Annotated in this window: 23 protein-coding genes; 14 read left to right on the top strand and 9 right to left on the bottom strand. The window is 39.9% G+C overall.

Going from position 1 to position 22,575, the window contains the following annotated elements; translation table 11 throughout:
- The first annotated feature begins 246 nt into the window (after positions 1-246).
- The 3 genes from QM469_RS00395 (at position 247) to pyrE (ending at position 3,437) form a co-directional block, all read left to right on the top strand.
- Positions 247-1,569 (top strand): ISLre2 family transposase, encoded by a 1,323-nt coding sequence (locus QM469_RS00395; protein WP_414275830.1) that lies wholly within the window; start codon positions 247-249, stop codon positions 1,567-1,569.
- Positions 1,570-2,069: 500 nt separating this feature from the next.
- Entirely contained in the window at positions 2,070-2,765 is a 696-nt protein-coding gene (gene pyrF / locus QM469_RS00400) for an orotidine-5'-phosphate decarboxylase (protein WP_414275831.1), read from the top strand.
- 39 nt (positions 2,766-2,804) lie between these two features.
- Positions 2,805-3,437, top strand: coding sequence for an orotate phosphoribosyltransferase (pyrE, locus tag QM469_RS00405; RefSeq protein ID WP_414275832.1), 633 nt, complete (start codon positions 2,805-2,807; stop codon positions 3,435-3,437).
- Between the two features lie 62 nt (positions 3,438-3,499).
- Here pyrE and QM469_RS00410 read toward each other — a convergent pair whose 3' ends face one another.
- From QM469_RS00410 to QM469_RS00425, 4 genes are read right to left on the bottom strand one after another with little or no spacing between them, the layout of a single operon-like run.
- Positions 3,500-4,366, bottom strand: a complete 867-nt coding sequence (locus QM469_RS00410) for a cysteine ABC transporter substrate-binding protein (protein WP_414275833.1) — start codon at positions 4,364-4,366, stop codon at positions 3,500-3,502.
- 18 nt (positions 4,367-4,384) lie between these two features.
- The gene (locus tag QM469_RS00415; RefSeq protein WP_070459048.1) at positions 4,385-5,143 is read right to left on the bottom strand and encodes an amino acid ABC transporter ATP-binding protein; all 759 of its coding nucleotides are present in this window, start codon (positions 5,141-5,143) and stop codon (positions 4,385-4,387) included.
- Positions 5,144-5,821 (bottom strand): amino acid ABC transporter permease, encoded by a 678-nt coding sequence (locus QM469_RS00420; protein ID WP_070459050.1) that lies wholly within the window; start codon positions 5,819-5,821, stop codon positions 5,144-5,146.
- Positions 5,781-6,461 carry an amino acid ABC transporter permease gene (locus QM469_RS00425; RefSeq protein ID WP_000384100.1) on the bottom strand — a complete coding sequence of 227 codons (681 nt, stop codon included), beginning with the start codon at positions 6,459-6,461 and terminating at the stop codon, positions 5,781-5,783. The genes QM469_RS00420 and QM469_RS00425 overlap by 41 nt, the downstream gene beginning before the upstream one ends.
- A gap of 204 nt (positions 6,462-6,665) precedes the next feature.
- Between QM469_RS00425 and QM469_RS00430 the strand changes: the two genes are divergently transcribed.
- The 8 genes from QM469_RS00430 to manA all read left to right on the top strand — a co-directional run bounded on the left by QM469_RS00430 (position 6,666) and on the right by manA (position 15,442).
- Complete coding sequence (locus tag QM469_RS00430) at positions 6,666-7,061, top strand: CopY/TcrY family copper transport repressor (RefSeq protein WP_414275834.1); 396 nt, start codon at positions 6,666-6,668, stop codon at positions 7,059-7,061.
- A 10-nt stretch (positions 7,062-7,071) separates the two neighbouring features.
- Positions 7,072-7,443, top strand: a complete 372-nt coding sequence (locus tag QM469_RS00435; RefSeq protein WP_004252344.1) for a cupredoxin domain-containing protein — start codon at positions 7,072-7,074, stop codon at positions 7,441-7,443.
- Positions 7,444-7,452: 9 nt separating this feature from the next.
- Entirely contained in the window at positions 7,453-9,675 is a 2,223-nt protein-coding gene (locus QM469_RS00440) for a heavy metal translocating P-type ATPase (protein ID WP_414275835.1), read from the top strand.
- 323 nt (positions 9,676-9,998) lie between these two features.
- On the top strand, positions 9,999-11,774 hold the full coding sequence (spxB, locus tag QM469_RS00445) for a pyruvate oxidase (protein ID WP_049503130.1): 1,776 nt from the start codon (positions 9,999-10,001) through the stop codon (positions 11,772-11,774).
- Between the two features lie 110 nt (positions 11,775-11,884).
- Entirely contained in the window at positions 11,885-12,232 is a 348-nt protein-coding gene (locus QM469_RS00450; protein WP_020901924.1) for a VOC family protein, read from the top strand.
- Between the two features lie 365 nt (positions 12,233-12,597).
- Positions 12,598-12,753: a hypothetical protein gene (locus tag QM469_RS00455; protein WP_371559735.1), complete on the top strand. Its 156-nt coding sequence runs from the start codon at positions 12,598-12,600 to the stop codon at positions 12,751-12,753.
- Between the two features lie 184 nt (positions 12,754-12,937).
- Positions 12,938-14,377 (top strand): 6-phospho-beta-glucosidase, encoded by a 1,440-nt coding sequence (locus QM469_RS00460; protein WP_414275836.1) that lies wholly within the window; start codon positions 12,938-12,940, stop codon positions 14,375-14,377.
- 120 nt (positions 14,378-14,497) lie between these two features.
- Positions 14,498-15,442, top strand: coding sequence for a mannose-6-phosphate isomerase, class I (manA, locus tag QM469_RS00465; RefSeq protein WP_414275837.1), 945 nt, complete (start codon positions 14,498-14,500; stop codon positions 15,440-15,442).
- Positions 15,443-15,481: 39 nt separating this feature from the next.
- Here the strand turns inward: manA and QM469_RS00470 are convergent, their stop codons facing one another.
- Positions 15,482-16,825: a sodium-dependent transporter gene (locus QM469_RS00470; RefSeq protein WP_414275838.1), complete on the bottom strand. Its 1,344-nt coding sequence runs from the start codon at positions 16,823-16,825 to the stop codon at positions 15,482-15,484.
- A gap of 229 nt (positions 16,826-17,054) precedes the next feature.
- Between QM469_RS00470 and QM469_RS00475 the strand changes: the two genes are divergently transcribed.
- Positions 17,055-17,795: a MerR family transcriptional regulator gene (locus QM469_RS00475; protein WP_414275839.1), complete on the top strand. Its 741-nt coding sequence runs from the start codon at positions 17,055-17,057 to the stop codon at positions 17,793-17,795.
- A 225-nt stretch (positions 17,796-18,020) separates the two neighbouring features.
- Here QM469_RS00475 and QM469_RS00480 read toward each other — a convergent pair whose 3' ends face one another.
- From QM469_RS00480 to QM469_RS00490, 3 genes are read right to left on the bottom strand one after another with little or no spacing between them, the layout of a single operon-like run.
- On the bottom strand, positions 18,021-18,476 hold the full coding sequence (locus QM469_RS00480; protein ID WP_414275840.1) for an 8-oxo-dGTP diphosphatase: 456 nt from the start codon (positions 18,474-18,476) through the stop codon (positions 18,021-18,023).
- Positions 18,477-18,486: 10 nt separating this feature from the next.
- Positions 18,487-19,008 carry a DUF1697 domain-containing protein gene (locus tag QM469_RS00485; protein WP_414275841.1) on the bottom strand — a complete coding sequence of 174 codons (522 nt, stop codon included), beginning with the start codon at positions 19,006-19,008 and terminating at the stop codon, positions 18,487-18,489.
- A gap of 50 nt (positions 19,009-19,058) precedes the next feature.
- Positions 19,059-20,225, bottom strand: a complete 1,167-nt coding sequence (locus QM469_RS00490; RefSeq protein WP_414275842.1) for an NAD(P)/FAD-dependent oxidoreductase — start codon at positions 20,223-20,225, stop codon at positions 19,059-19,061.
- Positions 20,226-20,427: 202 nt separating this feature from the next.
- On the opposite strand from QM469_RS00490, the gene tnpA reads away from it, so the two are divergent.
- Positions 20,428-20,892 (top strand): IS200/IS605 family transposase, encoded by a 465-nt coding sequence (gene tnpA / locus QM469_RS00495; protein ID WP_173267970.1) that lies wholly within the window; start codon positions 20,428-20,430, stop codon positions 20,890-20,892.
- Positions 20,893-21,037: 145 nt separating this feature from the next.
- Here the strand turns inward: tnpA and QM469_RS00500 are convergent, their stop codons facing one another.
- A complete protein-coding gene (locus tag QM469_RS00500) occupies positions 21,038-21,883 on the bottom strand; it encodes a DegV family protein (protein ID WP_414275843.1) in 846 nt (281 codons plus the stop codon).
- A 124-nt stretch (positions 21,884-22,007) separates the two neighbouring features.
- Here QM469_RS00500 and QM469_RS00505 point away from each other — a divergent pair, with 124 nt between their 5' ends.
- Positions 22,008-22,565 carry a TetR/AcrR family transcriptional regulator gene (locus QM469_RS00505; RefSeq protein ID WP_311523089.1) on the top strand — a complete coding sequence of 186 codons (558 nt, stop codon included), beginning with the start codon at positions 22,008-22,010 and terminating at the stop codon, positions 22,563-22,565.
- Positions 22,566-22,575: the final 10 nt, after the last annotated feature.

Genomic DNA, 22,575 nt, shown 5'->3' on the forward strand with positions numbered 1-22,575 from the left:
TAGTTGTGAGATGATACTACTATTAACTACCTTAAGTCTGGTTTAATACCAGGCTTTTATTATGCACTGAAACATTTGAACTATTGATACTCAATTAAATCGCTTTTGTATTTTGTAATAAAAAATAGGGCATTTATTTTAATTTTAAGAGACGTCCTATTTTATTCTTGGAACAAAAATAAATTTGATGACTTGATTTAAAAATCATACAATTTTCATAAGAATTGAAAGGAAAATGAAAATTGTATGAAACAATTTGATGAATTGAGATTTAGTAGTCAGGAACAAGAAAAGACAATACAAAATTTTTTACAGCATATTGCACAGTACGATGAGTCTGTAAGCTCCAGTATGAGAACTAAAGGCTATCGTTGTAAAAATCAGTCTGAACGTACAGTAGCTTTTACATTTGGGGAAGTGACGTTTTCTAGGAAACGTTGGTATAAAAATGGGGAATGTAGAATACCAGTTGATGAAATGTTAGGTTTAGAAAAGAATGTACGTCATTCTCAGGAACTATTGTATCAGGCTGCGGTTCTAGCTACAAAACTACCCTATCGTCAGGTAGGAGAGACAATTGAGATGGTTTATAACGTAACTGTCACTAAAGATACAGTCAATAAGGTTGTTAAATTAGCCAATCAATTACTGGAAGAAAAGGATGATTATCGATTTTTTAAAGAAGAGAAGAAGATTGAAAAAATTAAAACAGATATCATCTATATAGAGGGAGATGGTGTATATGTAAAAACGTCTGAGGATGGTTCTGAAAAAAGAAATATGGATTTATCTCATTTTGTAGTTCATACAGGTTCAAAACAGATTAGTCCGAATCGTTTTGAGCTAGAAAATAAAAAAGAGATTATCCGCTTGGATAATCACTCAGCTCGTAGAGAATTGTTAGATTTATTGGAAAATGAATATGAAATTACAAACGAGACAATATTAGTTACTAATTCTGACTGTGGCAAGGGATATACTCCACATGTATTTACTGAAATTGCTAAATCATTTAGTGTTAAGAGGCATGAGCATTTTTGGGACGAATATCACTTGAACAAAGAAATCAAAGAATTTACAAAGTCTTATCCAAGAGAACTGAGAGAAGACTTGTTTCGAGCTATTCGAGAGCACAATAAGAAATTATTGAGGCGTTCACTAGATACTATAGAGTCTTTGGTTAATAGTGAAGAAGGACAAGAAAAATTTGAATATTATTCGAGTAGATTCATGAGGAATTTTCAGTATACAAAACCAGCGGAGATGAGAGGACTTCCAAAGTCAGGTATTGGGATTATGGAGAGCCAACATCGAAAAATAACGTATAGAATGAAGCATAGAGGGATGTATTGGACAAGTGAAGGAGGGGTAGCCGTAGCGAATATGATATTGTTAGAGCGTGAAGGAAAATTAAGAGATTTATTTTTTGGGGAATGGAAGAAGGACTATGATAAGTATACTTCATTGGATCATATTAGTGCGGATAGTGTTCGTCCTAAAGATGACTTGAAAGACTACAAACTCCCCCGTTTACATAAAAGTATAGAAAAAATATTTAAGATGAAATAATTTTAGCAAAATCACAGATATAAAAAAGCAAAAATTTCTAGAGAGATTTGGGCTTTTTTGGCATGGAATAATTGACATTTATCCTGATTTTGGTATAATAGAGATATAGAAATAACGAAAAAAGGAGTTGGAAATGAGCCTCCAACTCCACAGAGTAACACAAAGCCAACTTGTATTACTCAGTCAACTAAAATGATAGCATAAGAAAAAATCATTGTCAAGGGCTGAGCATACAAAAATGTTTAGCCCTTTTGTGTATCTGCATATATTTATATGGGTTTTTGAGATTTCTCAAAAAATACGACACATACAATCGCTGGTTTTTACTTGACAAGTACCGCTTTAAATAATAGAATAGTAAAAAACCTTTAAAGCAGTCCAGAGAGGCAGCTAAGGTTAGACGGTGAAAGGGTGAATTCTACCCATTTTTCGTGGAACCTTGCTGTAGGCAGGTTCCTTTTTTCATGCTCTCTAGCTAACAAAGGTAAAAGGAGAAAAGTATGCGCGAATCTCGTCCAGTTATTGCTCTTGATTTTCCAAGTTTTGAGGCAGTCAAGAAATTTTTAGCTCTTTTTCCAGCTGAAGAGAGCCTCTATCTAAAGGTAGGTATGGAGCTCTATTATGCTACAGGTCCGGAGATTGTTTCTTATTTGAAAGGCTTGGGACATAGCGTCTTTCTAGATCTCAAACTCCATGATATACCCAATACAGTCAAGTCAGCCATGAAGGTTTTGTCTCATCTGGGCGTTGACATGACCAATGTTCACGCTGCAGGTGGTGTAGAAATGATGAAAGCCGCGCGTGAAGGCCTTGGAAAAGAAGCCAAATTGATTGCTGTCACTCAGTTGACTTCAACTTCTGAAGAACAAATGAGAGACTTTCAAAATATCCAAACCAGTCTTCAAGAATCGGTCATTCATTATGCCAAGAAAACTGCTGAAGCCGGTTTAGATGGTGTGGTTTGTTCGGCTCAGGAAGTGAAACTTATCAAAGAAGCGACAAGTAAAGATTTTATCTGTCTGACACCGGGTATTCGACCCGCAGGCGCTGAAGTTGGAGACCAAAAACGAGTCATGACACCTGCGGATGCTTATCAGATTGGTAGTGACTATATCGTAGTTGGACGCCCAATCACTCAAGCAACTGATCCAGTCGCAGCTTATCATGCTATCAAGGATGAGTGGAACCAAGACTGAAATTAAAGAAATAGATTATAAAAACAAAAGGAGTAGACCATGACACTTGCTAAAGATATTGCTAGCCATCTATTGAAAATTCAAGCCGTTTACCTCAAACCAGAAGAACCTTTTACTTGGGCATCAGGTATCAAGTCACCGATTTATACGGACAACCGTGTGACGCTTGCTTATCCAGAAACTCGTACCTTGATTGAAAATGGTTTTGTGGAAGCTATCAAAGCAGAATTCCCAGAGGTAGAAGTAATTGCGGGAACAGCGACTGCAGGTATTCCACACGGTGCTATCATCGCTGATAAGATGAATCTGCCATTTGCCTATATCCGTAGCAAACCAAAAGACCATGGAGCAGGCAACCAAATTGAAGGCCGTGTAGCCCAAGGGCAAAAAATGGTCGTTGTTGAAGATTTGATTTCAACTGGTGGCTCAGTTCTTGAGGCCGTGGCTGCTGCCAAGCGTGAAGGAGCAGATGTTCTGGGTGTTGTAGCTATCTTCAGCTATCAACTAGCAAAAGCAGATAAGAACTTTGCGGATGCTGGTGTCAAACTGGTGACCCTTTCAAACTATAGTGAGCTCATCCATCTAGCCCAAGAAGAGGGCTATATCACACCAGAAGGACTTGACCTTTTAAAACGATTTAAAGAAGACCAGGAAAATTGGCAAAATGCTTAAGGTATATAAAAATCAGGTAGTCCTAAGGATTACCTGATTTCTTTTTGTGATTTCATTGAGTATTAGTCGACTTTTCCGCCTTCAACAACAAGGTCATCTGCTTTTGCAGCGTCACCGTAAGTTGGGTGGAGTGTTTTTTCATAAGCCTTGTGGAAGAAGTTTTCCTTACCTAATTTCTCGATTTCTTGATTGATGTAGTCAAGTAGTTCTTGGTTACCTTTTTGAACTGCTGGTGCAATGGTATCTGGGTTACCTAGAGAAGTAATTCCTACTTCAAAACCTTTGTTTTCAAGCGCCCAAGCTAGAACTTCAGTATTGTCAGTAGAGAAGGCATCTCCACGTCCATCAAGAAGGGCTTGATAGGCATCGCTATATTGGTCGTATTTTTGAAGTTTTACTTCTGGGTGATTTTTCTCAAAGTAAGTTTCAGCAGTCGTTCCTTTTGTAACGATCAAGGTTTTGCCTTCAAGTTGCTTAACATCTGTAATTAGACCAGTCTTAGGCGACACAACACCAAGAGAAACTTTCATGTAAGGAAGGGCAAAGTCAACTTGTTTCTTACGTTCGTCAGTAACTGTAAAGTTAGCCAGGGTGATATCAACCTTGTTAGAAATCAAGTATTCAGCACGGTTGGCAGCATCGACAGAAACGTATTTGACCTTTACACCAAGGTCTTGAGCTAATTGGTTACCTAGTTCGATATCATAACCTTGGTAAGAACCGTCGTTGTCAACATAACCAAAAGGTTTCTTATCTCCAAATACGGCGATTCGAAGTTCACCACTCTTTTTAATTTCATCAATAGTGCGAGCCTTGGCAGTTGCCTTAGCGGATGAAGCATCAGAGCTACCACCTGAACTACAAGCTGTGACAAAGATAAGTGCAAATGCTAGAGCAAAAACAGTTAGAATTGGTTTGAGTATTTTCATAATAATCTCCTTTATTCATTATAGATATGAGCCAAACTGGCTAAAGTCAAAGACGTTTAAAAATTCTTGTGCTCGTTTCGTTTTTGGGTTTGTGAAGAATTCTTGAGCAGTTCCTTCTTCAGCAATCTTCCCTTGGTCAAGAAAGATAATGCGGTCCGCAATAGCTTGGGCAAACTGCATTTCGTGGGTTACCAAAATCATGGTACGACCTTCTTGGGCCAAGTCATTGATGAGTTCTAGAACCTCACGCACCATTTCTGGATCCAGTGAAGCAGTCACCTCGTCAAAGAGGATAATTTCTGGATGCATAAGCAGGGCACGGACGATCGCAACCCGTTGCTTTTGTCCACCAGATAATTGGCGAGCGAAGCTATGTTGTTTATCTAGAAGTCCGACACGTTCCAGTAGTTGTAGAGCTTCTTCAGTAACCTCTTTTTTGTCTCTCCCTTGAGCCTTGATAGGTCCTAGGATGAGGTTTTGAAGGACATCCAAGTGAGGAAAGAGTTCATAACTTTGAAAGACCATACCGATCTTTTGGCGAACCAGGTGAAAATCTTTTTTATTTTCAACGATAGACTGGCCATCCAGCAGGATATCTCCTCCTTGAATACTTTCTAAACCATTGAGGCAACGAAGGAGGGTACTTTTCCCACAACCAGATGGTCCTAGGATGACGACCACTTCCCCCTTTTTAATATCTAAAGAAAGTCCTTGGAGGATTGGATTGTCTCCGAAGGATTTTTTTAGTTCCTTGATTTCTAAAATAGTTTCAGACATTTAATTCCTCCAATGTTTTTCTAGATGAGTAGATAGTTTGGAAATAGGGAAGCAAACTGCGAAATACAAGACTAGGATGGTTCCATAAATCCAAAAGGAAGCGGTTGGGATGGTTAAGCGATTGCTATCAATGATTTGTTGTCCAACCTTGGTAACCTCAACAACTCCAATCAAAACAACCAAGGAAGTTGTTTTAATCATCCGAGTGACAAGATTGATGGCTTGTGGCAGCAGTCTTCTCAAGACTTGAGGGATGATAATGTGGTAGTAGAGTTGCACTTTAGTTAAGCCAAGTGCTTGTCCGCTCTCAAACTGATGCTTAGGGAGGGAGGTAATAGCTCCACGGACTAAGTCGCCCATCTCAGCTGTACCCCACAGGGTAAAAACGATAATAGCAGAAGTCTCACCTGAGATATTGATATTAAAGTTTCGAGCCAAACCAAAGTAAACGATGAAGAGAAGCACTAGCTGGGGCATGATACGGATAAATTCTAGATATAAGCGTGTCAAGAAGCGAATCACTCTAGAATGAGAAGTCATGATAATTCCCATAACTGTTCCGAAAATCATGGATAAGAGGACAGACAGGATAGAAATCCCAATCGTGACGCCCAATCCCTGTAAGATTCTCAGGAGATTATTTCCCTGAAAGAGTACTTGCATTCCCGAATCCTGCATGACGGAGCCTCCTTTCTATCCAACTAAAGACTAGTGAAATAGGTAGCAGCATGATAAGGTAAGCAACCACCAACATGGCTAGTGCGATATCTGTCTCATAGTAGAGTCCTATCAAATCCTTAGCAACATACATTAGGTCAGCAAGGGCGACTGCTGAGAAGACAGATGTTTCCTTGATCAGGAAAATAACATTGGCACTAAAGGATGGTAGAGCCACTGCAGTCGCTTGTGGAAGAACTACGTAGCGAAAGACCTGAAAAGGTGTAAGCCCAATGGCTAAACCAATCTCATGCTGGGTTTGACTGACTGCTTCTAGCCCGCTTCGGAAGGATTCTGCCATGTAGGAACCACCTAAGAAGATGAGCCCGACTGTTGCACAGACTTCTGAAGAAAGAACAATCCCTATTCTAGGTAGGCCGAAGTAGAGAAAGAAAAGTTGTATCAAAAGGGGTGTATTTCGTGAAAGTTCGATATAGGCTGTTGCCAACTGGGAGAAAACAGGAAGGCGGTAATGCCGGATGACACTGACGATGAGCCCCAGCAAAAAAGAACCTAGAATTCCCCAAACTGCAATATGCAAGGTCAGAAAGAATGCCTTTTGATAGAGTGGTAGATATTGTTCAACAATGGACCAATCCAAAAGTAGAACCTCCCATCTAGGAAAATGATACAGTTATTGTAGCATTAAAAGAGAGCTTTGGATAATATGTATTTTTTATTGTGGTGATAAAAAATATTTATAACGGCGATAAATTTTAAAAATGTGATTTTGGGTTGACAAATGTAGATTTTAAGAGTATACTGATAATTGTAATTGACAAATGTAGATTTTGGAGGTGTGATTATGCAGATTTCAGATGCAGAATGGCAGGTCATGAAGATTATCTGGATGCAGGGAGAACAGACTAGTACTGATCTCATAAAAGTATTAGAGAAAAGGTTTAGCTGGTCCAAGTCCACGATCCAGACACTCTTGGCTCGTTTGGTGGAGAAAGAATGTTTGACTCGGGAAAAACAGGGCAAGTACTTTGTCTATTCGGCCCTTTTAACGCTAGATGATAGTAGGGGCTTAATGGTTCAGGATATCAAAGACAAGCTTTGTTCTCGCAGAATAAAGCTCTTGCTAGCTGATTTGATTGAAGAATGTGACTTTACCCTAGCTGACTTGGAAGGCTTGGAAGAAGTGATTTCAAAGAAAAAAGCAAGTGCTGTAACAGAAGTAAAATGTAATTGTATGTAAAGGAGACGCTATGTTAAATCTATTTGTATCTATTGTTGTTTTAGGAATGATTGCTTTTATCCTCTTTTGGTTTTTCAAAAAACCGCAAGAAGATGCTAAGAGAGCCCAGCAAAAAAATGGCTATCAAGAAATTCGAGTGGAAGTCATGGGGGGATACACTCCAGGAACTATTATCCTCAAAAAATCGCAACCAGCTCGCATTATTTTTGATCGAAAAGATCCTTCACCTTGCTTGGATCAAATCGTTTTTCCAGACTTTGGAGTGCATGCAGATCTGCCTATGGGAGACCAATATGTAGTTGAAATCACTCCTGAAGAAGCAGGTGAGTATGGTTTCTCTTGTGGCATGAATATGATGCACGGTAAGATGATTGTAGAATAGGAGAAGGATATGACCGAAATTGTAAAAGCAAGTCTAGAAAATGGTGTTCAAAAAATCCGTATCACAGCAGAAAAAGGCTATCATCCAGCCCATATTCAACTCCAAAAAGGAATTCCTGCTGAGATTACCTTTCACCGTGTGACACCATCAAACTGTTATAAAGAAATTCTCTTCGAAGAAGAAGGGATCCTAGAACCAATCGCTCAAGACGAAGAAAAAGTCATTCGTTTTACTCCTCAAGACTTGGGTGAGCATGAATTTTCATGTGGTATGAAGATGCAAAAGGGGACCTACACCGTTGTTGAAAAAACTAAAAAGTCTCTCAGTCTTTTACAGCGTTTTTGGATTACTAGTATCTTTACTGTGCCTCTTGTGATTCTCATGATTGGGATGTCTACAGGAGGAATTAGTCACCAAGTCATGCGTTGGGGCACCTTTTTAGCCACAACACCCATTATGCTGGTAGCTGGAGTTCCATATATCAGAAGCGCCTGGGCTAGTTTTAAAAAGCACAATTCCAACATGGATACCTTGGTTGCTCTGGGAACCCTAGTGGCCTATTTCTATAGCTTAGTTGCCCTCTTCACTGATCTGCCCGTTTACTTTGAAAGTGCTGCATTTATCCTCTTCTTCATTCTTTTGGGAGCAGTTTTTGAGGAAAAAATGCGAAAAAATACTTCGCAGGCAGTCGAAAAATTATTAGACCTACAAGCAAAAACAGCAGAGGTTTTGCGTGATGATGTTTATGTTCAAATTCCTCTAGAACAAGTCAAAGTTGGTGATCTCATTCGCGTTCGACCAGGTGAAAAAATAGCCGTTGATGGGACTGTGTTAGAAGGTGAAACGAGTATTGATGAATCAATGGTGACTGGGGAAAGTATTCCAGTCGATAAATCAGTTGGAGATGCTGTCATTGGTTCAACCATCAATAATAGTGGTACTATCATTTTTAAAGCTGAAAAAGTGGGTTCTGAGACTATGTTGGCTCAGATTGTGGACTTTGTGAAAAAAGCGCAAACGAGTCGTGCTCCTATTCAAGATTTGACAGACAAGATTTCTGGGATTTTTGTACCAGCAGTTGTCATTTTAGGACTTCTTACTTTTTGGATCTGGTTTGTTTTTCTTGGTGAAAGTTTTGTAACGTCGCTTCTCTATGGTGTTGCAGTCTTGATTATTGCCTGCCCTTGTGCTCTTGGACTTGCGACACCGACAGCACTCATGGTTGGAACAGGACGAAGTGCCAAGATGGGGATTCTTCTCAAAAATGGTACAGTTTTACAGGAAATCCAAAAAGTCCAAACGGTTGTTTTTGACAAGACAGGAACCTTGACCGAAGGGAAGCCAGTAGTGACAGATGTTATTGGTGATGAAAGAGAAGTGCTAAGTTTGGCTGCTTCACTGGAAGATGTATCTCAACACCCGCTAGCTCAAGCTATTGTTAATCGTGCATCTGAACTAGGAATTAGCCTTTACCCAGTGGAAAACTTCCAAGCCTTGCATGGAAAAGGTGTGACTGGGATTATTAATAGTAAACAAGTCTTGCTTGGGAATACCAAACTTTTAGCTGACCTTGCTATTCCACATGATTATCAAGAACGATTTGATTTACTTGAAAAAGAAGCAAAAACAGTTGTCTTCCTATCCGTAGATGGTCAGTTAAAAGGCTTAATTGCCTTGCAGGATGTCCCTAAGGAAAATGCCAAAGAAGCTATTGCTAAATTGAAAAAACGTGGTCTTAGAACGGTCATGCTTACTGGAGATAATGCTGGAGTAGCCCATGCGATTGCAGAGCAAATTGGTATCGAAGAAGTAATCGCAAATGTCTTGCCAGAGGAAAAGGCACATGAAATTCACAAGCTTCAAAAGAATGGGAAATTGGCCTTTGTTGGAGATGGGATCAATGATGCGCCGGCCCTCAGTGTAGCGGATGTCGGAATTGCCATGGGCTCTGGGACAGATATTGCCATTGAATCAGCAGACCTTGTTCTTACAACTAATAATCTACTAGGATTGGCACGTGCTTTTGATATGAGTAAGAAGACCTTTAATCGTATTCTACTCAATCTTTTCTGGGCTTCTATCTATAACCTCATTGGTATTCCGATTGCAGCAGGAGTCTTTTCAAGTCTTGGTTTGGTACTCAATCCAGAACTTGCAGGATTGGCCATGGCCTTTAGTTCAGTCTCTGTTCTAATCAGCTCTCTGATGCTTAATTTTACTAAAGTCGATTAATACTCTTCGAAAATCAAATTCAAACCACGTCAGCTTCACCTTGCCGTACTCAAGTACAGCCTGCGGCTAGCTTCCTAGTTTGCTCTTTGATTTTCATTGAGTATAAAAAGGCGGTTTTAACCGCTTTTTTGCTATTCTAAAACAGATTTTCAAAACGTTTTCAATCTGTACTGTAATAGAGAATGAAAGTTTCTGAGCACATTCTTATGAAACTATAAGTAAATGTGATAAATTAGGAGTGTAAATTTACTGAATCGTTTTCAAAAAACATATAAAAGCGCTTTTATTATTCATCAAATTAACTTTTAAGGAGAGTTATCATTATGACTCAAGGGAAAATTACTGCATCTGCAGCAATGCTTAACGTATTGAAAACATGGGGCGTAGACACTATCTACGGTATCCCATCAGGAACACTCAGCTCACTTATGGACGCTTTGGCTGAAGACAAAGATATCCGTTTCTTGCAAGTTCGCCACGAAGAAACAGGTGCTCTTGCAGCGGTTATGCAGGCTAAATTTGGCGGTTCTATCGGTGTTGCAGTTGGTTCAGGTGGTCCAGGTGCGACTCACTTGATCAACGGTGTTTACGATGCAGCTATGGATAACACTCCATTCCTCGCTATCCTTGGATCACGTCCAGTTAACGAATTGAACATGGATGCCTTCCAAGAATTGAACCAAAACCCAATGTACAACGGTATCGCTGTTTACAACAAACGTGTAGCTTACGCAGAGCAATTACCAAAAGTTATTGACGAAGCTTGCCGTGCTGCCGTTTCTAAAAAAGGTCCAGCTGTCGTTGAAATTCCAGTAAACTTTGGTTTCCAAGAAATCGACGAAAACTCATACTACGGTTCAGGTTCATACGAGCGTTCATTCATCGCTCCTGCTTTGAACGAAGTTGAAATTGATAAAGCTGTTGAAATTTTGAACAACGCTGAACGCCCAGTGATCTACGCTGGTTACGGTGGTGTTAAAGCTGGTGAAGTGATCACTGAATTGTCACGTAAAATCAAAGCACCAATCATCACAACTGGTAAAAACTTTGAAGCTTTCGAATGGAACTACGAAGGTTTGACAGGTTCTGCTTACCGTGTTGGTTGGAAGCCAGCCAACGAAGTGGTCTTTGAAGCAGACACAGTTCTTTTCCTTGGTTCAAACTTCCCATTTGCTGAAGTTTACGAAGCATTCAAAAACACTGAAAAATTCATCCAAGTGGATATCGACCCTTACAAACTTGGTAAACGTCACGCTCTTGACGCTTCTATCCTTGGTGATGCAGGTCAAGCAGCTAAAGCTATCCTTGATAAAGTAAACCCAGTTGAGTCTACTCCATGGTGGCGTGCAAACGTGAAGAACAACCAAAACTGGCGTGATTACATGAACAAACTCGAAGGTAAAACTGAGGGTGAATTGCAATTGTACCAAGTCTACAATGCAATCAACAAACATGCTGATCAAGACGCTATCTACTCAATCGACGTAGGTGACACTACTCAAACATCTACTCGTCACCTTCACATGACACCTAAGAACATGTGGCGCACATCTCCACTCTTTGCGACAATGGGTATTGCCCTTCCTGGTGGTATCGCTGCTAAGAAAGACAATCCAGATCGCCAAGTATGGAACATCATGGGTGACGGTGCATTCAACATGTGCTACCCAGACGTTATCACAAACGTTCAATACGACCTTCCAGTTATCAACGTTGTCTTCTCAAATGGTAAATATGCCTTCATCAAGGACAAATACGAGGACACAAACAAACACTTGTTTGGTTGTGACTTCCCTAATGCTGACTATGCGAAAATCGCTGAAGCGCAAGGTGCTGTAGGATTCACTGTGAACCGTATCGAAGACATCGATGCAGTTGTTGCAGAAGCTGTTAAACTCAACAAAGAAGGTAAGACAGTTGTGATCGATGCTCACATCACTCCACATCGTCCACTTCCAGTAGAAGTACTTGAGTTGGATCCAAAACAACACTCAGAAGAAGCAATCAAAGCCTTCAAGGAAAAATACGAAGCAGAAGAACTCGTACCATTCCGCCTCTTCTTGGAAGAAGAAGGATTGCAATCACGCGCAATTAAATAATTTCTCTCGTCGAAAATCAAATTTTAAATTTGTAGAATTTATTCTTTGATTTTCATAGAGTGAAACTTAAAAAGATCGGAGCAATCCGGTCTTTTTCTGGAGGATAGTTAATGAATTTAAATCAATTAGATATCATCGTTTCAAGTATTCCTCAAGTCTGTGCTGACTTGGAGCGTATTTTGGATAAACAGGCAGATTATGTTGATCAAGGCTTTGCTCAGTTCACGATTGGCAGTCATTGTCTAATGTTGTCCCAAAATCATTTGATTCCTTTGGAAGATTTTCAGTCAGGTATCATTCTTCACATTGAGATTGAGGATCTAGAGCAGAATTACCAACGTTTAAAAGAGAGAGGTGTCGAGATTTTACACGGTCCTTGTGAAACGGATTGGGGAACAGAGTCCTTATTAGTTAAAGGTCCTGCTGGTCTAGTGCTTGATTTTTATCGTATGAAATAAGGGGCTTAGTCATTTGAAGATAACCTTAACTATTCTTAAAACAGAATGTGAGAATATGAACTATTGAAAGATCGGAGCAATCCGGTCTTTTTGTTTATTAAAGATTGCATATAAATATTTGACGGCGTTTTTTGAAAATCATATAATAAAAATGTAATAATAGAAAATGTGACTGATATGGAAAGGAGAAATATTTTTTAAATAGTTGTAGTAAGAGGGATTTCTTATTTAGAAAGAGAATGCTAAGGGCATTCAGTCCACTGCTCGACTTTATGGATCTGAGAAACTTTATAATATAGTCACATAATGGTCAATGAAACTTGAGATTAAAAGTATCTCAATATGTAGATATTAGGAGGAAAGATATGGAAAAAAAGGATATTTATCTAATCTGTGTGACCATGATTATCTGTTCAATTATTTTAGGAGTGATTATAGGAAGTTTTATTCTTCATGGTTTGGAAGATATTGCTGCAATAATTAGCCATGGCTTGCTGACAATCAATCAATCGATTAAGTAACAAGAGGTATTAAATTTCTTACATTTTGATGACTAAACAGATCGGAGCCATCCGGTCTTTTTATCTTGTACGAGAGCAACAGCTACCTTAGAATAGGTTCAGTTTTTCATAAGATCTGGTAGGATTTTGGAAAGAGAAGGGGATAATGGTATACTAGAACTATCAAATCAAGTGGGGTAAAGTGATGACAGAAATACTACAATTTCCAGAGGGTTTCCTCTGGGGTGGTGCTACTGCAGCTAATCAATGTGAGGGTGCTTATAATTTAGACGGTCGTGGGTTGGCGAATGTTGATGTTGTACCGATTGGACCTGACCGTGAAGCCATAATCACAGGTCAGAAAAAGATGTTCTCGTTTGAGGAGGGCTATTTTTACCCAGCAAAAGAAGCCATTGATATGTACCATCATTACAAGGAAGATATTGCCCTTTTTGCGGAAATGGGCTTTAAGACTTATCGACTTTCCATTGCTTGGACAAGAATATTCCCCAAAGGAGATGAAGCAGAGCCAAATGAAGCTGGTCTAGCCTTTTATGAAGACTTGTTTAAGGAGTGCCACAAGTATGGGATCCAACCTCTGGTAACCATCACGCATTTTGACTGTCCTATGCACTTGATTGAAAAATACGGCGGTTGGCGCAATCGTCGTATGTTGGATTTTTACGCAAATCTCTGTCGCACTCTCTTTACCCGTTACAAGGGCTTGGTCAAGTACTGGCTAACCTTCAACGAAATCAATATGATTCTGCATGCCCCCTTTTTAGGAGCAGGAATTTGTTTTGAAGAAGGAGAAAATCAAGAACAAATCAAATACCAAGCGGCTCACCATGAGTTGGTGGCCTCAGCCCTTGCGACTAAAATTGCTCATGAAATTGACTCAGAAAATAAGGTTGGATGCATGTTGGCAGCAGGGCAATACTATCCCAACACTGCCCATCCGAGAGACTACTGGGCTGCTATGGAGGAAGACCGCAAGAGTTACTTCTTCATCGATGTTCAAGCGCGTGGGGAATACCCAAACTATGCCAAGAAGCAGTGGGAACGTGAGGGTATTGAGATTGAAATGACAGCAGAGGATTTGGACTTGTTGAAGAATCACACTGTTGACTTTGTTTCCTTCTCTTACTATGCAAGTCGAGTGGCCTCAGGTGATCCAGAAGTTAAAGAATTAACAGCTGGAAATGTTTTTGCCTCTCTCAAAAATCCCTATCTAGAATCCTCTGAATGGGGGTGGCAGATTGACCCATTGGGGCTTCGTATTACCCTCAATGCTATCTGGGATCGTTACCAAAAGCCTATGTTCATCGTAGAAAATGGCCTCGGTGCTATTGATACACCGAATGAGAATGGTTATGTAGCAGATGACTATAGGATTGCTTATCTAGAGGCCCACATCAAGGCTATGCGAGATGCCATTTACCAAGATGGAGTAGACTTGCTTGGTTATACAACTTGGGGCTGTATCGATCTGGTTTCAGCTGGAACAGGTGAAATGAATAAACGCTATGGCTTTATCTATGTGGATCGTGATAATGAAGGTCATGGAAGTCTCAAACGTAGCAAGAAGAAGTCCTTCTACTGGTACAAGGATGTCATTGCCAGTAATGGTGCAAGCATTGAGTAGAACACATTTATTCACTATTTTTACAAAATATTCTCCCTACTTTATAAGATATGAAAAAGAGTTCAATTAGGACTCTTTTTTTGCTATAATGAGGGTGAAAAATCAGACAGGAGATGAAACATGTCAGAACCATTATTTTTAAATTCCGTTATGCAAGAAAAAATCTGGGGAGGTACTAAACTTCGTGATGAGTTTGGCTATGACATCCCGAGCGAAAAGATTGGTGAATATTGGGCAATCTCAGCTCACCCAAATGGTGTTTCCAAGGTAGCCAATGGTCGCTTTGAGGGAATCGACCTAGCTACTTTGTATGCGGAACACCGTGAGTTATTTGGCAACCGTCCAGAGCCAGTATTTCCGCTTTTAACAAAAATCCTTGATGCCAATGACTGGCTCAGTGTTCAAGTTCACCCAGATGATGCTTATGGCCTAGAGCATGAGGGCGAACTCGGAAAAACAGAATGTTGGTACATTATTGCTGCAGATGAGGGTTCAGAAATTATTTACGGCCATAATGCTAAGTCAAAAGAAGAACTCCGCCAGCAAATCGAAGATAAAAACTGGGATGCCTTGTTAACAAAAGTTCCTGTAAAAGCTGGAGATTTCTTCTATGTTCCAAGTGGAACCATGCATGCTATTGGAGCAGGAATCTTGATCCTTGAAACGCAACAGTCTAGTGATACAACCTACCGTGTCTATGACTTTGACCGCAAGGATGATAATGGTAACTTGCGCGAGCTTCACCTTGAAAAATCCATCGATGTTCTAAATATTGGTGAGCCTGCTAATAGCCGTCCTGTAACCGTCAAAGCAGACGATTTGCGTTCAACTCTCCTTGTATCCAATGAATTCTTCGCAGTCTACAAGTGGGAAATCACTGGAAAAGTTGACTTTGAAAAAACAGCTGACTATAGCTTGTTTAGTGTCTTAGCTGGTCAAGGGAAACTAACTGTAGACGGTAAGGAATATCCAATTCAAAAAGGTAGCCACTTTATCTTACCAAGTGATGTTGAAACTTGGACACTTGAAGGACAAGATTTGGAATTGATTGTTAGCCATCCGTAAAAAGAAAGGACCTGAGTTCATTACTCAAGTCCTTTTTGATTACATAAATTGGGCGATAAAAACCACAACGATGATAATAGGAATGATGAAACGAAGGAGGAAGAGCCAGACTTGGAAAAGTCCTTGTTTCCACGGTGTTTCATCAAGCTGGAGTTCCTCCATAGCCAATGCTTTTTTGAAGACATAGCCTGTAAAGAGAGACAAGCAGAGTGCACCAAATGGCATGAGGAGATTAGAAACCAAGAAGTCCATGGCATCAAAGAAGGTCTTCCCAAAGATTTGAACGTCTGCCATGACTCCGTAGGATAGGGCTGAAGGGATACCAAATACAAAAGTTAAAACACCTAAAATCATACTCCACTTGGCACGCTTACGATTGTCTTGGTTGGTGATGTTGCCTACATTGATTTCCAGCATCACGACAGAAGAAGTGACTGTCGCAAAGAGAAAGAGCAATAGGAAAAGGATGTAGAAAATACTTCCAAAAGGCATCTTATCAAAGAGTTGTGGCAAGACAATAAAGAGGAGACTTGGACCACCTTCAGACTGGATGTTAAAGGCTGACATAGCTGGGAAAATAGCTAATCCTGCCATGATGGATACAGAGATGTTCATGGCAACGATGGACATACCTGATTGGACTAGATTGGTTTTCTTATCCAAGTAAGAAGCATAGGTCAACATGGCTGTAACCCCGAGGGATAAAGCAAAGAAAGATTGTCCCAGAGCATAGAGGAGTCCAGCACTTGTCAGTTTTGAAAAGTCAGGTTTGAGGAAGTAAACTACACCTTCCATGGCATTTGGCAAGCTGAGAGAGCGCCCGATGATAATGACAAAGATGATAAAGAGCAGAGGCATCATAACTTTCGATGCTCTTTCAATCCCTTTTTGAACTCCCTTAGATACGATAAAGATGTTGAGGAAGATGAAGAGAGCTTGGGAACCGAGAGCAATCCATGGATTTGAAATAATATCTATGAAGAGTTGGGCATAATCACTGCTAATCCCCCAAATTTGGAAAGCTTTAGCAATAGCGATACCTAGATAAACTAAAACCCATCCACCAATAACACTGTAAAAGGATAAGAGGATGAAAAGGGCAAAGGCTCCGATCCAACCGATAAAATTGTAGTTCTTGTTATCGCCCAATTTTCCAAATGTTTTGATTGCTGACACGCCAGCGCTTCGCCCAAGGGCAAATTCAGCGAGCAAAAGTGGGAAACCAATTAAAATCGTTGAGATGAGAAAGACCAGTAAAAATCCTCCTCCACCATTGGCAGCGGTCATATAAGGGAATTTCCAAACGGCACCAAGACCAATAGCAGAACCAGCAGATGCAAGGATAAAGCCTAGCTTAGATCCCCATTGCGATTTTTCAGACATTGTTAAACTCCGATCTATTTTTTAAAACAAGAAAAGGCTACTTGAGTTGTCAAATAGCCTTCTCTCAATGGCTCTTTATGAGCTTTTTATTTGATTGATAGACTTGATTATCCTATCATGATTTTTGAAGTCTGTCAAGAAAATCAATTTTACGTTTTCATAAATCTTAAAAAAATACTTGACTCTCCCCAAAGGGGAGGGTATATACTAATTATGTGAGGAGGAAATCATGTACCATATCAAAGAAGCTGCGCAGCTTTCAGGCGTTTCTATCAAAACACTTTACCATTATGATAAGATAGGACTTTTGGTCCCATTAAAGTCAGAAAATGGTTATCGAATCTACAGCCAAGAGGATTTAGAACGACTTCAGGTTATCCTTTATTACAAGTATCTAGGCTTTTCTTTAGAAAAAATAGCAGAGCTATTGAAGGAAGAAAAGACGGACTTGTTACCACATTTGACGAGACAGTTGGATTACCTGACTCGAGAAAGACAACATCTGGATACCTTAATTTCAACCTTACAAAAAACCATTCAAGAACAAAAAGGAGAAATAAAAATGACCATTCAAGAAAAATTCACTGGATTTAGCTATCAAGACAATCAAAAATACCACCAAGAGGCAGTAGAGAAATATGGCCAGGAAGTCATGGACCAGGCTCTAGAGCGTCAAAAAGGACGAGAGGATGAGGCTACAACAGCCTTTAATCAAATCTTTCAAGCCTTGGCACAAAATCTACAATCTGGTCTGCTGATAACAGCATCTGAAAACCAAGAGGAAGCAGCCAAGCTCTTGCAAGCTATTCGTACTTATGGATTTGACTGTTCTATGGAAGTCTTCGGTCATATCGGAAAAGGCTATGTCTATAATCCAGAGTTTAAGGAAAATATTGACAAATTTGGCCCAGGGACAGCTCAGTACACATCAGATGTTATTGCTCACTATGTAAGCACACAAACTCGATAAAACTCAAAGACTAAGCTAGGACTGACAAAGCCAGTAACAGAAATTTATACTCTTCGAAAATCTCTTCAAACCACGTCAGCTTCACCTTGCCATATTCAAGTAAAGCCTACGGCTAGCTTTCTAGTTTGCTCTTTGATTTTCATTGAGTATTAGTAGTAGGACACAGACCTAGCTTGAAGATTAGACAAGCTAAAAATCGGCGGAGATACCTCTGCCGATTTACTGTTATTTGAGTTGGTAAGACCAGTCTTCCCCATCCTTAGAGTAAAAGAACTCACTGAGGTCTTCTTCCAAAAAAACACGAAGCATATCAGACATATCCTCAGTAGCCAGTTTAAGATGAGATAGATTTTCAAAATCCTCCCACCAGACTTTTCCTTCGTCTGAAGATTGGAGCTCACCAGTAAAGTGTTCAGTTTTGTAAAAGAGGACAACATAGCGATAATCTGCATCATCATACCAATCTTTGATACCACAGAGTTGAGGTTTAGAAATGGTCAAACCAGTTTCTTCCTCCACTTCACGAATGACGGCATCGACAAAGGATTCGCCACGTTCAACATGGCCGCCAGGAAAAGTAATGCCAGGCCAGTTAGGACTAACTCGATCTTGAACCAAAACCTTGTCCCCATTTTTAATCATACACATGTTGACAAATTCGACTGATTCTCTTCTGTTCATCTTATTTTTCCTATTTTGTTAGTAATTTTTCTACCACGTTTAACTTTCGCATGGTCAGATCAACGCCGAACAGCTTTTCAAGATAGTTGGTATTAAGCTTTTTTCGTTTTGCAGTTCTAGGGAGATAGAGGTAAAGACAATGGTTGCCGATACAAATTTCTTCTTCACCATAGTCAATATTCAATTTTTCTAATGGTAGACTTTGGATAGCATTCTGGAAAAGAATTATATGTATACGGTCATAAAGATAGTGTTCTCCAAACGGATTTTCTTGGACAATTTTTGTAAAATCACTCTTATTTTTAATGACCAGTTTCAAGTCGGCTCCGATTTTTTCTTTTATTAGAGTATGGACTTGTTCTCGTATTTCTTCTATGGCTAAGTCACTTTCAAGAATGATATTCCCACTTTGAATATAGGTTCGAACTTGTTGAAAACCAGCCTCTGTTAAGATATTTACCAGATAAGACATTTTAGGGATAGCATTTTGTCCATTCGGTGTAACACCTCTCAGTAAAATAATATGTTCCAAAATAGCTCCTTTCTTATCCAATATCTTTAGATACTATATCATTTATAGTTCTAGTTTGAGCCTGCCACCCAGCCGGTGCAGAGGGCAGAAGTGATGTTAAATCCCCCCGTATGGGCATTGATATCTAGTACTTCGCCAGCAAAGTGGAGTCCAGGTACTAGCTTACTTTCCAGCGTTTTAGGATTGATTTCCTTGAGACTAACGCCACCTTTAGTTACAAAGGATTTAGCCAATGACATTTTGCCAGTTACAGGGATTTTAAGAGCCTTGATGGACTGGACAAGTTGGTCGCGTTCTTTTTCTGTTAGTTGTTTGACTTTTTCAGGATATCCTTGCACGAAAAATTCTGCCAAGCGTTCAGGGAGCAAGGTTTTTAAGGCATTTTTCAAGGATTTTTCACGATTTTCTTCTAGAAAGTTTACTAAGTCACTTTCAGAAAGTTGTGGCAAGACATCTAAAGAGAGAGTTTCCCCACCCTTGACAAAGCTAGACATGCGTAGTGCAGCAGGTCCTGACAAACCAAAGTGGGTAAAGAGCAAATCATGAGTGATGACGTGCTTACCATAGCTTAGGGTTACATCGTCTAGGGAAATTCCCTGCAAGGCCTTATGCGGGAAATCAGTCAACAATGGACTTTCAGCAGCTTCGAGTTCGGTAATAGTGTGTTTGAAATGTCGGGCGATTTCATGACCAAAACCAGTAGAGCCAGTAGAAGGATAGGATTTTCCACCTGTTGTGACAATGAGTTTATCACAAGTGAAGGTTTGATCTGTAGACTTAAGGACAAACTGGTCGTCAATCTTTTTAACAGAAACAATCTCTGTTTGAGTGGCAACTTGCCCACCTAGCTCCATGATTTTCTTTTCCAGTGCTTCGATAATGGTCCGAGATTTGTCGCTGGCTGGAAAGACACGCCCGTGGTCCTCAACCTTGAGTTTGACGCCATTTTCCGTAAAAAAGTTGATAATATCATGGTTATCAAACTGGGAGAAGACGCTGTAAAGAAAGCGCCCATTTCCAGGGATGCCAGCTAATAGGTCATCTAGAGTTCCATTGTTGGTCACGTTACAGCGACCACCACCAGTACCAGCTAATTTTTTTCCGAGTTTTCGATTTTTTTCGATGAGAAGGGTTTTCTGCCCATAAAAGCTACTGGAAATGGTAGCCATCATACCAGCAGGGCCTCCCCCGATTACAATAGTGTCAAAATGTTTCATAAAAGTATTGTACCATAAAAAAACAAGAGATGATAAGTCATCTCTTGTTTGATTATGTGACTTTCAGTCCGTCTCGCTCCGTTAGGCGCGAGACAAATAAACCACCCGCTATGCGGGTGCGCGTCGAAGGTTATACCAAAAAAACTCCAAACGCGATACAATAAAGGTGTTCAAGCCAATTGTAAAGCGAAAGGAGAAAAATATGGCACAAAAGGCACATAGTTTATCGCACACAAAGTGGATGTGTAAATATCACATTGTGTTCACCCCTAAGTATAGACGAAAAGTGATCTATAATCAATATCGAAGTAGTTTGGGAGAAATATTCCACCGATTATGTAGTTATAAAGGTGTTGAGATTATCGAAGGTCATTTAATGCCTGATCATGTACATATGTTGGTAAGTATTCCACCTAGGATAAGTATTTCAAGTTTCATGGGGTATTTAAAAGGCAAAAGTGCACTCATGATGTTTGATAAACACGCCAACCTCAAGTATAAGTTTGGGAATCGGCATTTCTGGGCGGAAGGTTATTATGTGAGTACAGTAGGGCTTAATGAAGCCACAATTAAGAAATATATTCAAGAGCAGGAAAAGCATGATATAGCACTAGATAAATTGAGTGTAAAAGAATATGAGGATCCCTTTAGGGATAGTGGTAAGTAATACTCACGCCTCTTTAAGAGGCAAGTGACGAGTCAAGAGCAATGAGGCTTGAACAACGTGAGAGCCAGCGCCTTTAGGCGCTGGCTGGTAATTTGGGCTTATAGCCCTGGTACAAACCACCCGTTTGACGGGTGGTTATGATTTATTAGTCAATTTCATATCCCATGAGGAGTCCACCCTCTTCTGCATAAAAACTGCAGAGGCCAGAAGTTGGGAGAACATTAATATCAGCTTGTGGGAATGTTTCACGCACACGTTCAGAGAACTGTTGGCAGAATTTTTCGTTGCTTCGATGAGCAATTGTGATACGGCCACCAGCATAGCCAGCTTTAATTAATTCTTCATAGGTAGCTTGAAGAGATTTTTTAGCACCACGAGCCTTTTGGAGGAGTTCCAAGGTTCCAGTTTCACTTGCTTCCCCAACCATACGAATATTGAGGAGCCCAACAACTGTACCGATCAGTTTACTCAAACGACCATTCTTAACCAGATTATCAACCTTAGCGAGAACGAACAATAACTTAGTTTTTTCTTGGTAAGCAGTAATAGCATTAACCACTTCTTCAAAAGAAAGTCCTTGGTCAATCAAATCATTGATTTTCTCAACGATTAGATCAACTTCCCCACCAGCAGACAAGCTGTCAATAACATGAATCTGAGTATCAGGATGTTCTTCTAGGTAAATGTTTTTTGCCAGACGTGCACTATTATAACTACCAGAAAGAGTTCCGGTAATGGTCACTACAAAAATATGTTTTGCCCCTTCAAATGCTCGCAAGTAATCATCAGGGCTAGGACAAGCTGATTTTGAAGCTTCAGAAGTTGCATACATGGTTTCCATCATTTTGTCAATATCAAGACTAGCATCGTCAATAAAGACTTGATCAGCCACTTGAATGGTTAAGGGAACACTGATGAATTCAGTATCAATTGCTGGATTTGCCAGTTGACGATAATCACAACCAGAGTCAGCTACAATCTTCCAAGTCATAGAAATTCTCCATCTTTATCATTTATACATTGACAAAGGTTCTGTCTTTTTTTACAATTATATCATGAAAAATCTTAAAACAAAAGTCTCGTCACTCTGTTGTCACAAGTAGAAAGGAAGTGTTATGGCCGAACGAAGAATTTCTGAAAATTCACTTGAAAATCTCAGAAAATCAAACAAAGAATCCAATTTACTGACCAGAGAAGCTATCGAAACAGCTCTTTTGCAACTTTTGGAGAAAAAGGAGTTGACAAAGATTAGCATTTCCGAATTGGTAAAAAGAGCTGGGGTCTCCCGTGCAGCCTTTTATCGAAACTATGACTCCAAAGAAGAGATTTTAGAAAGCGTCTTTAAACGCAGTGTCCATAATATCATGGAGCAGCTGAGTCATTATGATGTCAAAACGGATCTCTATCTGGTTTGGGTTCATCTCTTTCGTGAAGCCAGAAAAGAAGCCAAGATTATTCAGCTTGCCTTGGACTACCACTTGGAAAAAATCTTTGTGCAAGCCATGCAAGAGTTTTTAGAAAAATACTATGGAAAATCAAAAGGAGTCAGCTCTTACCTGCATTCTTTTTGGAGTTCTGCTATCGTATCAGTTTTGCTTAAATGGATCAAGGATGGAATGAAGGTTCCTGCTGAAAAAATCGCAGATTTACGCCTGCCATTCTTCAAAAAATAGATCAGGAGGA

The organism is Streptococcus infantis (assembly GCF_047464215.1).
GTDB classification, from domain to species: domain Bacteria; phylum Bacillota; class Bacilli; order Lactobacillales; family Streptococcaceae; genus Streptococcus; species Streptococcus infantis_P.

Bases quoted from the DNA above. Each gene is read 5' to 3' on its own strand.
- QM469_RS00395 (WP_414275830.1), top strand. From the start codon at position 247: ATGAAACAATTTGATGAATTGAGATTTAGTAGTCAGGAACAAGAAAAG.
- pyrF (WP_414275831.1), top strand. From the start codon at position 2,070: ATGCGCGAATCTCGTCCAGTTATTGCTCTTGATTTTCCAAGTTTTGAG.
- pyrE (WP_414275832.1), top strand. From the start codon at position 2,805: ATGACACTTGCTAAAGATATTGCTAGCCATCTATTGAAAATTCAAGCC.
- QM469_RS00410 (WP_414275833.1), bottom strand. From the start codon at position 4,366: ATGAAAATACTCAAACCAATTCTAACTGTTTTTGCTCTAGCATTTGCA.
- QM469_RS00415 (WP_070459048.1), bottom strand. From the start codon at position 5,143: ATGTCTGAAACTATTTTAGAAATCAAGGAACTAAAAAAATCCTTCGGA.
- QM469_RS00420 (WP_070459050.1), bottom strand. From the start codon at position 5,821: ATGCAGGATTCGGGAATGCAAGTACTCTTTCAGGGAAATAATCTCCTG.
- QM469_RS00430 (WP_414275834.1), top strand. From the start codon at position 6,666: ATGCAGATTTCAGATGCAGAATGGCAGGTCATGAAGATTATCTGGATG.
- QM469_RS00435 (WP_004252344.1), top strand. From the start codon at position 7,072: ATGTTAAATCTATTTGTATCTATTGTTGTTTTAGGAATGATTGCTTTT.
- QM469_RS00440 (WP_414275835.1), top strand. From the start codon at position 7,453: ATGACCGAAATTGTAAAAGCAAGTCTAGAAAATGGTGTTCAAAAAATC.
- spxB (WP_049503130.1), top strand. From the start codon at position 9,999: ATGACTCAAGGGAAAATTACTGCATCTGCAGCAATGCTTAACGTATTG.
- QM469_RS00450 (WP_020901924.1), top strand. From the start codon at position 11,885: ATGAATTTAAATCAATTAGATATCATCGTTTCAAGTATTCCTCAAGTC.
- QM469_RS00455 (WP_371559735.1), top strand. From the start codon at position 12,598: ATGGAAAAAAAGGATATTTATCTAATCTGTGTGACCATGATTATCTGT.
- QM469_RS00460 (WP_414275836.1), top strand. From the start codon at position 12,938: ATGACAGAAATACTACAATTTCCAGAGGGTTTCCTCTGGGGTGGTGCT.
- manA (WP_414275837.1), top strand. From the start codon at position 14,498: ATGTCAGAACCATTATTTTTAAATTCCGTTATGCAAGAAAAAATCTGG.
- QM469_RS00470 (WP_414275838.1), bottom strand. From the start codon at position 16,825: ATGTCTGAAAAATCGCAATGGGGATCTAAGCTAGGCTTTATCCTTGCA.
- QM469_RS00475 (WP_414275839.1), top strand. From the start codon at position 17,055: ATGTACCATATCAAAGAAGCTGCGCAGCTTTCAGGCGTTTCTATCAAA.
- QM469_RS00480 (WP_414275840.1), bottom strand. From the start codon at position 18,476: ATGAACAGAAGAGAATCAGTCGAATTTGTCAACATGTGTATGATTAAA.
- QM469_RS00490 (WP_414275842.1), bottom strand. From the start codon at position 20,225: ATGAAACATTTTGACACTATTGTAATCGGGGGAGGCCCTGCTGGTATG.
- tnpA (WP_173267970.1), top strand. From the start codon at position 20,428: ATGGCACAAAAGGCACATAGTTTATCGCACACAAAGTGGATGTGTAAA.
- QM469_RS00500 (WP_414275843.1), bottom strand. From the start codon at position 21,883: ATGACTTGGAAGATTGTAGCTGACTCTGGTTGTGATTATCGTCAACTG.
- QM469_RS00505 (WP_311523089.1), top strand. From the start codon at position 22,008: ATGGCCGAACGAAGAATTTCTGAAAATTCACTTGAAAATCTCAGAAAA.